The 16,705-nt window shown below is 37.7% G+C and carries 9 protein-coding genes; 2 read left to right on the top strand and 7 right to left on the bottom strand.

What is annotated here, in order from left to right; translation table 11 throughout:
• Nucleotides 1–61: 61 nt before the first annotated feature.
• On the top strand, nucleotides 62–1,138 hold the full coding sequence (locus tag JKA74_RS15185) for a LacI family DNA-binding transcriptional regulator (RefSeq protein WP_201432064.1): 1,077 nt from the start codon (nucleotides 62–64) through the stop codon (nucleotides 1,136–1,138).
• A 152-nt stretch (nucleotides 1,139–1,290) separates the two neighbouring features.
• Here the strand turns inward: JKA74_RS15185 and JKA74_RS15180 are convergent, their stop codons facing one another.
• Nucleotides 1,291–1,596, bottom strand: coding sequence for a type II toxin-antitoxin system RelE/ParE family toxin (locus JKA74_RS15180; protein ID WP_201432063.1), 306 nt, complete (start codon nucleotides 1,594–1,596; stop codon nucleotides 1,291–1,293).
• Complete coding sequence (locus JKA74_RS15175; RefSeq protein WP_201432062.1) at nucleotides 1,593–1,829, bottom strand: hypothetical protein; 237 nt, start codon at nucleotides 1,827–1,829, stop codon at nucleotides 1,593–1,595. Before JKA74_RS15175 ends, JKA74_RS15180 begins: the two co-directional genes overlap by 4 nt.
• A gap of 833 nt (nucleotides 1,830–2,662) precedes the next feature.
• Here JKA74_RS15175 and JKA74_RS15170 point away from each other — a divergent pair.
• Nucleotides 2,663–3,040, top strand: a complete 378-nt coding sequence (locus JKA74_RS15170; RefSeq protein WP_201432061.1) for a hypothetical protein — start codon at nucleotides 2,663–2,665, stop codon at nucleotides 3,038–3,040.
• Here the strand turns inward: JKA74_RS15170 and JKA74_RS15165 are convergent, their stop codons facing one another.
• From JKA74_RS15165 to JKA74_RS15145, 5 genes are read right to left on the bottom strand one after another with little or no spacing between them, the layout of a single operon-like run.
• Nucleotides 3,041–3,592: a hypothetical protein gene (locus JKA74_RS15165; protein ID WP_201432060.1), complete on the bottom strand. Its 552-nt coding sequence runs from the start codon at nucleotides 3,590–3,592 to the stop codon at nucleotides 3,041–3,043.
• A 5-nt stretch (nucleotides 3,593–3,597) separates the two neighbouring features.
• The gene (locus tag JKA74_RS15160) at nucleotides 3,598–11,385 is read right to left on the bottom strand and encodes a DUF6443 domain-containing protein (RefSeq protein ID WP_201432059.1); all 7,788 of its coding nucleotides are present in this window, start codon (nucleotides 11,383–11,385) and stop codon (nucleotides 3,598–3,600) included.
• Nucleotides 11,382–11,624, bottom strand: a complete 243-nt coding sequence (locus JKA74_RS15155; protein ID WP_201432058.1) for a hypothetical protein — start codon at nucleotides 11,622–11,624, stop codon at nucleotides 11,382–11,384. Before JKA74_RS15155 ends, JKA74_RS15160 begins: the two co-directional genes overlap by 4 nt.
• A gap of 3 nt (nucleotides 11,625–11,627) precedes the next feature.
• Complete coding sequence (locus JKA74_RS15150; protein ID WP_201432057.1) at nucleotides 11,628–15,302, bottom strand: hypothetical protein; 3,675 nt, start codon at nucleotides 15,300–15,302, stop codon at nucleotides 11,628–11,630.
• Between the two features lie 2 nt (nucleotides 15,303–15,304).
• Nucleotides 15,305–16,570, bottom strand: a complete 1,266-nt coding sequence (locus tag JKA74_RS15145) for a hypothetical protein (protein WP_201432056.1) — start codon at nucleotides 16,568–16,570, stop codon at nucleotides 15,305–15,307.
• Between the last annotated feature and the right edge of the window lie 135 nt (nucleotides 16,571–16,705).

The raw sequence follows: 16,705 nt of genomic DNA, 5'->3' as shown, positions 1-16,705 counted from the left end.
AATAGGTTATTTAGAATAATTATAAATAAATTTTAGCCATTTTTGTTAAAAAAGTATCAGCATGAGCAAACATAATATTAGCTTAAAAGATATAGCCCGGAAACTTGGGGTAAGTATCCCTACAGTTTCCAGGGCATTGAACAATAAGCCCGACATTGGTAAGGAAACCAAAAGAAAAGTTATTGAATTAGCTAAAGCGCTAAATTATGAACCCAATCAATTTGCCATCAATTTTAAAAACCAACAGTCTTATATAATAGGGGTTATCATTCCGAAGATTGTCCACCATTTTTTCTCCAATGTAATTAGCGGTATCATCACCGAAGCCGAAAAATCCGGTTATAGTGTGATGCTTTTTCAAAGTAATGAATCCTATGAGTCGGAATTAAAAAGTACACAAACCTTTAAGCGGAGTATGATAGATGGTTTGATTATATCATTATCAGACAACACCCATAATGTGGATCATTTAAAAAATCTTCAGGATCATAAAATTCCGGTAGTGCTGATAGATAAGGTTACCGATATGATGGAGGCCAGTAAAATTGTCTGCAATGATTACAAAGGGGCTTATGACGCTACCCAACACCTGATCTCACTGGGCAAAAGAAATATTGCCCATATCACTGGCGCACGTAAGCCTACCACTACAAAAGAGCGCTACAGAGGTTATAAAGATGCCCTTATTGCCAATGGTTTGCCTGTAAAAGAAGGGTTGATCAAATACTGTGACCTTATCTCAGAAGATAAAGGATATTATGAAATGAAAAACCTGATCAGCCAGGATGACCGGCCTGATGGTATTTTTTGTGCCACTGACCCCACAGCCATAGGAGCAATCAACGCTATAAAGGATAGTGGTCTGCAAATACCTAAGGACATAGCCGTGATTGGATTTAGCAATTGGAACATGGCATATATCATTGATCCTCCCCTATCATCTGTGAAACAACCTGATTATGAAATGGGAGAAAAGGCCAGTGCTTTAATAATAGAAGAAATCCAAAATATTAGAAATGAGCAGCCCATCACTTTTAAAACCCATGTAATGGAAACTTCCCTGATTATAAGGGAATCCACTGTTGGGAAAAAAGATTTGAACAGTAGAGATGTTCTCAATTATAAAATTATTGAATGAGCATTTGACTGTTTTAAAAAAGTAGACTGTTTTATTGACTATTTTACTAAAACACGAGCTAAAAACTCGCGGGAGCTAGGCGGATTTTGATATGTTGGACAGGGACACCAGCTAAAAGCTGGGATTAACAAGGAGTTGGATTGTATTATGGATTAACCTTTCATTTTCTTAGGATCATCTCGACTATCAAAGAAGTCTACTATATAAATAGTATTGCCTTCTACCCGATAAATGATCTTAAAATTCCCTTCAATCAATCTTCTGTGGCCTTGTTTTAACTTACTTAGGTAAGGTTCATACTGACCTTTGTGAGGGCTTTTTGACAAGGTTTTGGCTTTCCCTATCAGCCTGTTCTTAATTTTAATAACCTGGGCTTCGGGAATTTCCAACTCTTCAAGATAAAATCGCAGGGACTTTTCCAACCGTATTAAGGATTGCTCAGTAAGAATTACTTTCATAAACCTAATCGCTTATTGAGTTCAGATTCTGCTTCGTCTATCGTGTAGACTTTTCCTTCTTTGATATCTTGCTCGGATTCAAGCGCTCGGGATATCATTTCTTTTTCAATGGAAGGGTCAAAGTCTCTTTGTTTAAACAAAGCTTTTACTGTCTCTAATAAGCTCAGGTTTGTCTCCTGGTCAATCAGGCTTTTTAGTTCCGTTTTGATGTCTATTGTTTTCATTGTTATCATAAAAGTAACGATTTATTTTTGCAATTGATTCATTCCAATGGACAGAACTGCTGTACATCTTCAGATAATCCTGCCAAATCATTTTGCAAATAACTTTCCGTGGTGCTGACGAAATCATCTTACAAGGCCTTGTGCTTCTTCTCAAAGTTTAAAAAGCATACTTTTTTATTGCGTATTGTTTTAATACCGGAAGCTTAATATATTTTACTAAAGTAGGAGCTAAAAGCTTGCGAGAGCTGGGACATGATCGCCAAAACTACTATAATCATTACTGTACATGCAATTACTCAATTTTTATAATTAAAAGCCCAATCCTATTAAAACCTGGGATGATAATATGTTGGACTTGGACACCAGCTAAAAGCTGGCGCCAACGGGGGGATATTAAACTGCCCATCTTTGAGACTAGCGTTATCAATGGCATAACCAAAACTCTAGATAACAGGTAACAGGAAGATGCCAAGAAAACAGCTTAAATCAACAAGAAACATCTCTGTACATCATCTTACTGTTGAAGCAACAGAACTATATCTCCCACCATGCAGAGCATGGCGGGAACGGGGGCGCCTAAAATACGGTTTAATTTATCATATTCAAAGCCATAGCCACGTTGGTTGACTACATTTATTCCATGAAAGGCTAATTCCTCTACAGTATATTATATAGTCATTTAAATTATTAAATATATAGATCCATCAAAGTAATTCAGAATTCATGCATGAATTATTTGCAAAGGAGATTGTGATATAACTTTTGATTGGTATTTTTGTATTGTATATCTTTGGAACACTTGTACCAACTGAGGATTATAAAACTAAAAAAGCGAACTTTCAATGATAAATATTCTCATTGTCTTTATATACATGTTTATACATACTCCTGATTGTTCTAATTTCAAAACAGGCAAATTCTATACTGATACACCAACCCTAGGTAGAACTATTATTGAAAGGAATGATAGTATTCAAATTGAAAAAAATATTGAAGTTGGTTATCATTATGTTCTTCAAATAGAGTGGGAGGATGATTGTACGTATAAACTTACTCTCATAGACAACAAAAGTACAAATCCAAAATTTTCTCCCCCTACCCCCTCATTCGTGATTACAACAAGAATCACTCAAGTAAATGAAAACTCTTATTCAACAGAAGCAAGTTTGAACGGAGGAGCCTTTAACTACGGGGGGGTTATTTATCGATTTATTGATTAGTTATTTATACCCAATAGATATTTTATAGCTTGAAATAACATCTTGTTTAGTTTGTTCAGGTATTTCTAAACTATTGACATTATTAATAATTTCATCAGCAGATTGCATTTCCATAATTGGATTGGCTATCTCATTCAATATGATATCTTGGTAGATTGAATCTTTTTTCAGATTATTTGATATTTCAAGAGGATACCTTAATAGAACCTCAAAAAGAACTTCATTGCTAAATTCCCCAAATTCAATATTGTTTTTACAATCTTCACTAAAGGTAAATAGAAATTTATAGATATCTTCATTAGTCAAGTTCTCAATACTTTCACTAGTTTGAAGTATTACACTTATATCACACCTTCCTTCAGGGGTTTTTGTGCTTTTATTTACTATATCAGTTTCAACAACTGGTGTTTTATCTACTTTTTTTGGTTTAACTTCTGTAATAGCAGAATCCATCTTAGCTATAGATTCATTAGAAGAATCTTTTTTATTAGAAGGATTACAACCGAACATCATAACCCAACTAATCATTATTATAGTTATAGTCTTCTTCATATTTCTCAATAAATAGGAAACGGTAAAGGTGAACCAGAAACTTCTCCACTAATTGCAGCTGGTAGTTTCAGGTTATCTCTCACCTGTTTAGTTACTAAATTTTTTTTCGCCTGATCAGCAGTTGCACCACCTCGATATACATTAAATTTCCCAGAAGAGGTACCAGTCGTACCAGTATATGTCTTTGCGTTTTCTCCAGACCCAACAGTCACTGAGCCACTCCAATCAAAATTACTCATAAATGACTCATTCTCACTTGGCTTACAAGTGATGCATCCTTTAGAACCTCTACTGGCTGGTCCTCCCTTATCACTAGTTCCTGAATGTGCATTTACGTATTTCATTTCAACCTCACTACCATCAGTACTAGTTCCTGTGGTAGTTCTATCTCCTGTGGAACTATCATCTATATTAAGCCCCTTTTGACTACTTCCTTTATGACCACTTTTATTATTATAACTGTGCTCTCCTTCAGAAAGAGTATTAAACTTAGCACTATTATCAGTTAGTGAAACTGAGTTTGGGTATGAACTACCTGAATATGGACCATTCACTTTTCCATCATTACCCACCACATATATTTCCCCTGTATATGTAGTTCCCGCAGTTCCATTATCTTGAGGTCTTTCTGGCTGATCAAAAACATAAACTGCTTCTAATCCTTCCAATTCAATATGAACAGTCACCTTATTCTCACTAAAAGCATAAGGCGAGTTGTAGTAGTAATCTTCTGCCAATGGATCCACATTAAAGAACCTTCCCAATTCCGGCATATCGTTTCTCCATTTGAACTGTACCCAATTCAAACCAAAGTCTTTGATCACTTCCTGGTCCTGAAAAGTATTCATCGTGTTTTCCTTGCTGAAAGCCCTTTTGTACTCGTTGAACGGAAGGCCAAAGGGAAAATAATCTGAAGCTTGTATCACAGCTGTATGGTGATGATCCACCCTAAAGTCATCCCAGAAAACTTCCACAGGTTGCTGGCTTTCGTTGCTTAGGAATACCATCAAATATCCATCCTGGTCAATGAGAATCTCTTCAAAAGAAAGTTTTTGATGTGTGCCGCTGCCATCTCCCGGATCTGCTGCGCTGGTACTTAGCCTTTCAAAACCACTGTTTACAAAGTTGAAGTCTTTATCCAGCATGATGTAGTTCAGGTAAGCTCTTGGGCTTTGTTCATTGGAGTCATCGGCTATGGCAGCCGAGGTAAAGCCGGAAGTTAAGTTGTCAGACACTAAATTGCCTTCGCCTGTCACCGCACCGCCTGAGAGCATATTCACCAAAGCAGTAATCAATGCGCCTGTGTTGATGGCATCATCCTGGTTAGCAACCGCAAGATATTTACCATATACTTCCGCACTTACTTTATCGCCTTTGCTCACATACATTGTCTTCATCAGGCCGACTGTTTCGTTGCTTCCACCTGCCAGCCTGTGGCTGTAACTGCCGCTCTTTTTCATGTTAGTGGCGAGCCTGGAGATTTGGTCGTAATTGTCAAAGTATGGGTTCTCTGCTGTCTCAAAATCAGTGCTGTAATCCTCATCCCTTACGGCAAAAGTGGTACGCACATTACCTAGATGATCACTCATATGATACTGATATTCCATTTTCTCTTGTCCGTCCACATTCTTAGGCACAACTCTACCTTCCATAGTTTGAATAAACTGCAAAGTTTCATTTTCTAAAATGAGAGAACCGATATAATCCGTAGCTTTTATCAAAGTATTGCCTTCAAATACTTCCTGTCTTTGTTTAATGCCGGAAGCGTCATAAATATACCTGATCTGGTTGCCATTTACAAAATTTACTTCCTGTGGTAAGTTCAGGTGGTTATAGGTGATAGAAGTTATTTCTTTATTGGCATCGGTCATCATATTACCGTTGTCATCATAGGTATAATCATTGCCGGCTGTATTACCATCTTTAAAACCTTCTTCTACATTTCCGGCATCAGTTACATGATTCAACCTGTTGCCATTATTGGCATAGTTATAAGTTAGGTCATCCATCAAAGCTCCTGTTGCATCTCTTCTTTGCAGTAGCTTGATATTCCCATTCATATCGTACTGATTGATACGTAGCTGGTACTTTTGGCTCGGTGATTGAGCTGCTCCTTCAAAATAATTGGCTTCCTTAATTCTGTTGAGTGGATCGTAGGCATAGCCATAAGCATTTTGCTGGATGGTTTCTGTCTGCGTGATATCATTCCGCTTGCCACCCCACTTAATCGCGGAAATATTTCCGTTATATTGTGCGGTGGAGCTTAAGCCGAGATTATCGGTATAGCCCAATTCCATTCCGAAAAGGTCCGGGGCTTCATTGGTATTGTCTGCGCTCAGGTCGGCATGGTTAATGCGCTCCAACCAGCCACGGATGTTGTAACGGTAATCTACCGACTGGGCAAAGCCCCCTTGTGTTCCCCCAAAAGGGGAAGTTTCTGCATGCAGGTTTTTGGTCACCAGTTCTCCCAGCTCGTTGTACTCGTTGGAAACCATCAGCTGCCTGCCCGCAGTGGAAAAGACAGCATGACTGATGGTATTTCCATCATAAAAACTGGTCACATCTCCATACAAAGGCTTATCCACACTTTTAGTGGATAGGTACAGCGTTTCGCCATTTTTTTGATAATGGATCTGACCATTGATCTTTGCCACCCGAAGTACATCTCCTATTGTGTAGGTACCCATGTTCTTTTTACTTGCACCAGACTCATAGGCATGGATATACCCACTAGTTGTTGTATATATACAAAATTCCATGTCAGTATAACCGGTTCCCTCAGGCTCATCATTGAAACCAAAAAGCATTCTGGCATTCATTTCAGGCCTTACTTCAAAATAACCATCGCTTTCAATTGGGATAATGGCCTTTGTATGAGCAGAAGTATAATTATAGTGGTTAGCAGCTGTATGAATCAAATTATTGTTTGTATCTACATTATAACCTATTACATTTTGCCAATCAACCGATTTGCTCAATTCATGATAACCTTTCATTAAACGGTCGGCATGGTCATACTCAAAAACCTCATTTAGATGATACCTTTCATTTACTAAATTGTATTCACTTTTAGTCTGCAGCAAATTGCCCGCAAAATCATAGCCGTTGGTGGTGGTAATTGTTTTGCCTCCCAATTGCTCGCTGATATTTTGCACCATTCTATAGCGCTCATCATAGTAATTAATGCTGCCCAGCATTTCAGCAGTTTCCAGTACACGTGTAAGGCTACCGGTAGCCAAACCTTTCACATGATTGGTTGGAGGAAATTCATTAGTCACTCCATTGGCTGCATAATTATATATTGCAGCATCCATTCCGGCATCAGTCCGGAAATCATAATCATCATAATAAGTAACAGTGTAAATGTCTGCTTCATTGACCGATGGATAGCTGTTATTGGTATAGCCGTAGTGGTTCCCTTCCAGGGTTTCATAAGCAGCATAATTCTGAAGCCAATCGGACCCAGATAACAAGTTCCGAATATTGGCCGCTGAATTGGTGATCTCCTTTTCCCCGGTCATAACAGGCCTGTTTAAAGCATCATATTTGGTAAAACTGAATAGGTTGTCGTTCTTTTGCTTTCCATCCTGGCTCAGTACCAGTCGGCCCCTGCCATCATAAATCATAATCACTGGTTCAGCCCCAGGTACTTTTTTCCAAATCATACGGTTGCGGACGTCATATTTGTACTGGAAGACAAATTGATCTAATAAATCAAGAGGAAAAGCTCCAATAATGACTAATAGTTGATTAACCGCTTCCGGTGGAATGACAAACCGTAGCTTATTCAATTGATCATATACATAATAGGTATCGAATTGCTCTCCATTATCACCATAATTCCTTATGAGAAGCACCCTACCAAAGGCATCGGTAAAAGTGGCCGATTGGTTTCCATTTTCATCGGTGGTCAGTGTTTTTTCAAAAACAGCTGCAGGGAAACTTCCATCAACCTGCAAATCATCCTCTTCCATTTTGAATTTTAATACGACATCTTGCTGGGAATTAACCAGATAATCTGTAGTAACGGCCTTGCCTCCATTGATGCCCTCTTTGCTCCATTCTTCTCCCGGAGCATATTGGGCCACAGGTCGGTTAAGTGGTGAAGGCTCGTAGTCTATTTCAAGATAAGGATAGGTGGTGGATGCCCTGTTGCCTTCACTGCCATTTGCATAAAAATTATACTGGCTGGATGCCTCATAACTCCCATTGGCATCCCTTAAAGCTACAGGGTCCAGTACGCCATCTTTTTTGTTGGCTGTGTAGGGAAGGAATTCTTTTTCAATGGGGTTTACTCCTGCATATTCAAATGCCTTTATGATATCGTTTTTAAGAGGACTGGATTGGGTCAAAACAATTTGCTCTGTTCTTCCTATGCCATCAATATAAACAAACTCCTCACTTATCTCACCAATACTCTTTACTGCCTGAAATTCCTTCCTGGGAACTTTATACCTAATCTTCTGGATAAAATTCCTGTTTTGTTTGGAGGCCAGATTAATGAAGTTGGTGGGGGAAAGATCCAATGATGCACCTGAGGCTGCTGTAATTTTCACATAATATTGCCCTACTGCCTCTACGGTATAAGCATTATTGGTTGCCCCGTTAATCGCTGCCCCATCCTTGTACCATTGGTAAGCCGCAAAGCCTGTTGGTACTGTAAGCTCCCGCTCTTCTCCCCAAACAATATCCTCACTTCCATCCACTGTCATAATAGGGTTGGCTTTCACGGTGATGGTTTTGGTTGCGGATGCCGAACATTCCTCTTCAGTTGTGTAAGTATAGGTAACCGTATGATTTCCCGCTCCGCTTTGCGAGGCATTGAAAGTGTTGTTGCTAACATAGGAGCCGGAAAAAGTCCCTCCCGTAGGGGATTCGCCTGTTCCGTTTAATGCTCTATTTCCTTCAAAAGAAAATAGAGAGATGGTTGAGCCTGAAGTAACTTCCGGAGAAGTGTTCACTGTAACTGATATTGAGCGAAATGGGCCCCAACAATCAGGAACCTCATTACTCTTTGCTCTCAAATAGTAAGTACCACCTTCTGTTACTTCATATGTCTCAGAAGCATTTACTGTGTTGATAACAGTTCCGTTTGAATCTGTCCCTTGCCAATATAAGGTATATCCTTCCGGAGAGGAGCCTCTTGTTAAAATAGTTTTGTCACATTGTTGATTCACAGTTGGTATGGCGGGAATTGTCGGATCAGCAACTTCTACGGATATTGAATGAGGCGGGCCCCAGCAATTGGCTACGTCATTGTTCTTCGCCCTGATATAGTAAGTGCCACTACTTGTTACACTAAACTCATCTGAGGCACTTGTGGAATTTTCACCATCTTCATTTTGTCCCTGCCAGTACCATGTATACCCTGCTGGGTTTTGCCAGCTAATATCACTGGACCCACAAGCTGGGTCTATCGTTACTACAGTTGAGGTAGGGGGATTCGAGACAACAATATTCACTTTTACACGATCACTGGTGCAATTAACGGTAAAGGAAGTATTTACTTTGGCTATCCAATACTCGTTGTTTAGTTTAACATTTGAGAGGGTTAAAGTAGCTCCTGCATCAACAGCTATTACATCCTCTTCATTTTGATAAAGTCTATATTCTTCATTATTACCCAGACTGCCTGAAGGGTTAATTACCAGGTTACTACCATAACATACATTATAGATGCTCTCTACTCCTGGATTAGATACAGAAACTGGGTCAGCTACTGATATTGAGCGAGAAGGACCCCAACAACCAGGAACATTATTACTCTTTGCTCTCAAATAATAAGTGCCGCCTTCTGTTACTTCATATGTCTCAGAAGCATTTACTGTATTTATTACAGTCCCGTTTGAATCTGTCCCTTGCCAATATAAGGCATATCCTTCCGGATAGGAGCCTCTTGTTAAAATAGTTTTGTCACATTGTTGATTCACAGTTGGTATGGCGGGAATTGTCGGATCAGCAACTACAACTGGTATCGAAAGGGAGGGTCCCCAGCAATTAGCTACTGTGTTGCTCTTCGCCCTGATATAATAAGTGCCATCGCTTGTTACACTAAACTCATTTGATGCGCTTGTGGAGATTTTACCAGCCTGATTTTGTCCCTGCCAGTACCATGTATACCCTGATGGATTTTGCCAGCTAATATCACTGGACCCACAAGCTGGGTCTATCGTTACTACAGTTGAGGTAGGGGGATTCGAGACAACAATATTCACTTTTACACGATCACTGGTGCAATTAACGGTAAAGGAAGTATTTACTTTGGCTATCCAATACTCGTTGTTTAGTTTAACATTTGAGAGGGTTAAAGTAGCTCCTGCATCAACAGCTATTACATCCTCTTCATTTTGATAAAGTCTATATTCTTCATTATTACCCAGACTGCCTGAAGGGTTAATTACCAGGTTACTACCATAACATACATTATAGATGCTCTCTACTCCTGGATTAGATACAGAAACTGGGTCAGCTACTGATATTGAGCGAGAAGGACCCCAACAACCAGGAACATTATTACTCTTTGCTCTCAAATAATAAATACCACCTTCTGTTACTTCATAAGTCTCAGAAGCATTTACTGTGTTGATAACAGTTCCGTTTGAATTCGTGCCTTGCCAATATAAGGTGTATCCTTCCGGAGAGGAACCTCTTGTTAAAATCGTTTTGTCACATTCTTGGCTCATGCTGGGAGCAACAGGTATTAAAGGTTTTGATACTGCCACGAAAATCGAACGGGGTGGGCCCCAGCAATTAGCTACTTCGTTGCTCTTTGCCCTGATATAGTAAGTGCCACTACTTGTTACACTAAAGTCCTTTGATGCGCTTGTGGAGATTTTACCAGCCTGATTTTGTCCCTGCCAGTACCATGTATACCCTGCTGGGTTTTGCCAGCTAATATCACTGGACCCACAAGCTGGGTCTATCGTTACTACAGTTGAGGTAGGGGGATTTGAGACAACAATACTCACTTTTACACGATCACTGGTGCAGTTAACGGTAAAGGAAGTATTTACTCTGGCTATCCAATAATCTCTGTTTTGTTCAACATTTGAGAGGGTTAAAGTAGCTCCTGCATCAACAGCTATTATGTCCTCTTCATTTTGATAAAGTCTATATTCTTCATTATTACCCAGACTGCCTGTAGGGTTAATTACCAGGTTACTACCATAACATACATTATAAGTGCTCTCTACTCCTGGATTAGATACAGAAACTGGTGTGATAGAAACTACATTACTATAAGAATTACCACAATTAGAACCAACTATCTTCCTTCTATAATAAGTCTTATCATCCAGATCTGCTGTTACACTTAGATTTATATCATTTTCTCCTGAAATCAGATACCATGGTCCATTAGAAGTCAGTGATTTTTCCCAATTAAGAGTGGCATTTGTTTCATTGATAATTGGAGATTCCACATTAGTAATTACAAGCTGACCAGTTACTTCTGAGCAATAGCTTGTTGAACCGGATATCTCACCAGCATCATTATTTTCTTTAAATTGAACTGATAAATAATTGGTAGTAGTCCAAGAAAATTTTTCTTTCTTCCTAAGATAATAATCTCCTTCCTGAAATACTGTAAACAATTCATTGCCCGGATGACTTAAATCTGTGCCTCCACTAGAAGTTTGCCAATAGTATGAATTATCAGTAGAAGGTATACTTGTTGATATTTGTGCACTACTACAATCACTCGTCATGTCAACAACCGGGGAAGAGGTTAGCTGTGCAGCTAAATTAGTAGCACTAAGAAGTGTATATATGAAGAATACAATGATATTTTTCATTGATTATAATTTAAGAGGATTTTAGTTTTGTTTGTAATTAGTAGGTATGAGCCATTAGTATTATTAGAGGACAAACCTATTGTATCTCTATTCCAGGATAACTGGTCCATTAACGTGGCTCCCGATAACTCATAAGTATAGGCAGTACCGGGACAAACAGAAGAGGGACCTGTTATTTGTGCCCATAGACTTTGGGTATTCAATAAGAATAAAAGAATGTAAATATATTTCTTTGCCATGATCTAGTTCTTCAAATTGTATTTTATTGATTGCATTAAATTCTTATCTGAATCAAATTCCTTGATCATTCTTAAATTTTGATCATATTTAAAGCTTCTTGAAATATTGTTCTGGTCTGAAACACTTTTCAAACCTATTCCTTCAATAAACTGAAATGTATTCATTACTGCACCTTGTGGGTACACTCTTAATTCATCAATAAATCCCTGGTTTGCCTCTATCTGTATAGGAGTAAAGGATGAGACGTTCACTTTCTCTATTTTATGCTGCCAATTTGAATTGGGCTCCGGAAGGTGCCAATAACTTACCGTATAGCTACCGTCATTAAAAACCTGAGGGATTTCATATCTTGAAAAGATTTCTAATGATTTATTTCCTTCCCTGGCGTAATCAGTAGATCCTTCCTGGTCTTCAAAACTTTCATAATAACTATTATTGGGAGATTCAGCATTTCTGATGGAGGCAGTTGGGTAATTAGGGTTATTTCCCCAAATATATGAGGTGAATTCTCCATTTAATTCGGTTACAATCACTTGTCCTTTCAAATTATACTTATAGTTATTCACTATTTCATTTCCATCGAAAGGCAGAATCGCAAATGATGAATTTACATCTACGTTAATTAGTTCATTTTTATCCCTGATGGAACTTACTACTTGTTTTTCTAAATTTTTACCATTGTATAAATTGATCTTTTGAACTAAATACTCCCCTTCAGGGCCAAAGTGGGAAAATTCAACAATGGGAATAGAGTACAATAGGTTTTGTTTTAATGCCCCCCTTGAAGCAAATATCATATCTGATTCCGCGGAAGCTTCAGGAGCATAATCAAATTTATCTAATGGGTAGAAATAGGTGTGTTTTATAAGGTCATTCCCATTCAATGAACTTTTGTCCCTTAGTAAAAAATAAGGTAAGTCCTCTGTAAAATTGTTTATCTGCTTTAACTTGGTATAGGTGGTTTGTTCTCCTTCCTGATAGGAATATATTAATTCTTCGGTTTCTGCTAAAAGGCTTTTACCATAAGGTATATTAAAATAAGTGTACACAAATTCATTCAAATCCCTATTATCACTTATCACTTCCCCTATAGTAGACAACTTATATTTCAAAATCTCATAATCACGGTTAGTTTTCACATTAAGACCTATGATATTATCCTTAAATTTATCGATATACTTACGCCTGGTTTCATAAATCTTCAGGGTATCTGTTTCTTCATTGGATAGTGTCTCATATAATGAAGAATTCAATACTGCCCCACGTAAATAGTCATAGCTAATTTTAGAAATTTTTGGATAGGAGCTTGCTGCATAATCCGGATATAGTTTGTTTTCAATTTTTTTATAGCGCTTGATACCTAAATGATCAATTTTTTCATGAATCACTTCCCGGTACATTACCGGATTACTACTTTGTGCGGATGAAAACTGGGGACTATCATAAATAAGCATTTGATTTTTATAATAATCATGTTCGCTTTCAACAGTCATTTTTCTTTTAAACCGGTCTATATATTGGTTGTTATTGGTGAAATGCGACAAATCCCCGGAAGTTAATTTCCCATTCCTGTAATGAAGTAGGTCTGTATTAATTGTATCTCCTTTTTGGTTTAGGGTAAAAATATTTTTCAATCTTAACCCACCTACATTAATTAAAGCAGGTATCTTCTTCATTAATTTAAATGTAACCTTCAGCTCAACTCTTGCTTCCTCACCATTGCTGGTGCCAATTTCGGCAGTAAAAGTCTCTCCATTGTTTAAATCCCCCACATATATACTAAACCTTTGAGTTTGCACCCAAACATTATTGTACTCATCAAAATATTGTGAATTGACATCCGGATCATATAAAAAACGTTCTCCATTAATCTCCAAATAGGGTTGATGTGGGTATGAAGCCGGCCCCATTTCACTATTATTTGTTGGAGGGGTAAAGTATTTCACTTCAACTTCTGCATGTGTATCAAATTCGTAAGAACTTATTTCATCGTCTATATCATCAACCACACAACTTTCCGGTAAATTAATGGATGCTTTTTTTATTAATGAAATATGGTCAGCATCTCCTGTCACCATTGACATACAAACCGATTCAACAGTTTCATAAGTAAAGCCTTCTGCTTTATTTCCTTCAAACTCGAAAGAAGTCTGTCCTCCCGTGGGATGAGAAATGCTCTTCAAGGTACCAAATTCTGTGTATGCATGATTAACTTCCCGGTCAGCCCCATCACCGTAATCCACTCCATAATATTCAACTGTAGGAAGTGAGGATTGATTATTGGCGCCATTATAATAACCCCAATGATCTGTAGCATAACTTTGCCTGCCAGGAACCTTTAAATCACTGTATTCAAATTTATATTCACTATCACCAATTTTTAATCGATCAAGCTTCTTCCTGTTACAATCAATTTCACAATTTTCATCTTTTTCAAAATTTGTCATTACCAAATCAGCTTCTAAAATAGTTCCTTCATTGTTTTTTACTACTATTTTTGATAATTGGTCCTGGCCGAAGAATTCTACACTACCGTTGGAATATTTTATTTTTTTAAGGGTCTTTTTACCAATCAATTTCCGCTCAGTTGAATTTATGTTTCTGGAAATCTGCCTTGAATTAGCCCCATTGCTTTCAACCAGAATATGGCTGGATCTATCTGAATTATAATTCCTGTTAAAATTATTATATTCAAAATATACTGTATCAGCATTATTTTTACTGATTATTTTGGATAGATAATAAGAAGATACGTACATAATATCTTCCATGCTCCTGTTTATTCTGGTAAATTCAAAATCCTCATAAACATACTTAATCCCTTCAGGTGTTGTAATTGTGTAAAAGGGGTCATTAGAAGACACTTCATATATAGATTCCCCAGTTTCTATAAATTCCTCCAAAGTTTGATGAAGGATATTTTTTTTAATCCCATTCTCACAAACGTCTTCAGTAACATCGAATTTTTCTTTAAATTTTTCGCAATCTTCAGCATTCCTTAAATCATAATTTGTCTTATTAAAACTGTATTCTACAACTATAGGCTCATAAGGAACTGTTACTATTTCATAAGTTCTGTTTCCAATAGAAATTGGTTCATTTAAATAATGAAAGTTCCCACTGTAGGTGCCTGTATTGAAGGAATAGGTATCAGGAGCCGGGTCCAATGAATTGTTTTCATAGGCGGTTAAGTAATTGTACAGTTCGTCATGAAGCACTTGATTAGTTGGATCATAAGTATTGATTTTGCTTAAAAAATTTAATACTTCAGCTCCTTTATTCCTAAAACCGTTAGGAAGTTCATCCGCTATTCCATTAACTGTTACATTAATAGAACCACCTGCATTTAATGACCATCCCAACCCGGCACGACCATCTTCCTCATTTACCCTAAATGCCCTATTGGAATAGGATAAACCTATAGGTATGGAAATTCCTCCTACTTGAATCGTATACACAGGTATATTAATGGAATTTGAACCATAAATATAATTAATGTTATTTTCCCCCACATTGCCCAAGCTTCCAATCTCAGGTACTGAGGCAATGGTATTCTGAGCCCCTGCCAGTGTTTCAGTACTAAAATCATAGCCACCTGATTGCTGGGCATAAATCCCCCTGGAAATCAAAAAAAGGATGATATGAACAATAAAAATAATAGAACTAAATTTTATCATGGTTAGATTATAATATTTACCCGAATTGCTATTTTAGAATTTTCAAAGTCTTCCAAAAAATTATATAGAATTTGTGTTTGCCCTTTCAGCTTTCTGTAGATCTTGTATTCTACTCCCAAACCCAGCCAGCCTTTTTGTTTGTTTCTTTTTAGATCATACCAGTTTTCCCTGATCTCAGGACTTTTGGGAGTATAGGGCTGCTCAAATTCCGCATGGGCAAAAATATTCCTGTAAAATTTATACTGACTGAATACCCTGTAGGAGACTTGCTGCTGGAATTTTGCCGTTAAGTTGTCTTTATGGTAGATGAGCATGTCAGCGCTTCCACTTAAGCCAATACTCCATTTATTATAAAGTTTAAAAGCTACTAAGGGAGCGGTTTTTAGCATAAGACCGTTAAGCCATTTGGCTTCCAGGCCCAGTCCGAAGCTCCAGCGGTCAACTGGTGTTTTGTCCATCTGCTGTAGCACCGGTCCATTGGGGTTCATCAAATTGACTTTACTGTATTTCTTCTTTAAGCCCTCCATTTCTTTCAAAGCTGTTTGTATTTTATCAGAATGTTCCCCTAGCTTTTGAGCGACCTGTTGGGAGGCTGCTACCTTGGACTCGTCCCAGTTTATTTCCTGAATAGAGGTCAATTCCTCCAGGGAAGAAGTGCCTTCCAGGCCTTGTAACTCCCCAAGGTCTTCAAATTGGTTGGCTAAAGCTCCTTCTGCTTTCCGCTCCAGCTTTTCCCAATTGCCCGAGTCCAGCTCCTGTTTAATTTGTTTAGCTTCTTCTAATTGTGGTGTATTAAGCTTGTTTTTTTTGAGTCGGCTGTTTATTGCTTTCCCGGCTTCTTCCTCTGCTTTGGTTTTAAGCTGAGGCATCTCCGGTAAAGCGGGAACTGATACAGCGGGAATCTCTCTTTTCCCTGCATTTATTCCTAAGTCTGAATTGTTTAACTTCTGAATTTTTTGAACGGAATATATTTCGTTCACTCCAGTCATTGTATGAAGGGAATCATTCAGGTTTGAGGGGAATTCAGGAAAATTATTCAAAGTGGGGAGAGAATCTGATATTGGATTTAATTTTGTTAGCGAAAAGTCCGGGAATTGATTGACTGAATCTGAGAAGCTGTTTAAAGTGTCTGCTAAAGCACTGATTTCATAGGTAGGGGCTTTTTCGAACCTTATAGTATCCTGTGCATACAAACCGGAATGCAAGAGAAAGCCCAGCAATAATATTATAGAAAATTGGGGAGATTTGAAAGAGGATTTGACCTGCAAGAGATTTTACTTTAAAATAAAGGTTCAAATTTAGGGCTTAATCCAAAATATCAAAACATAAATACAATATTTTACTCAATTATTTATAAAAAATGCGATAATATGCAAATTATAGGGGTTTTATAAAAAAGAAAT

Source organism: Marivirga aurantiaca (assembly GCF_016679925.1).
Lineage (GTDB): Bacteria > Bacteroidota > Bacteroidia > Cytophagales > Cyclobacteriaceae > Marivirga > Marivirga aurantiaca.
This window is presented reverse-complemented; position numbering and strand designations above follow the sequence as displayed.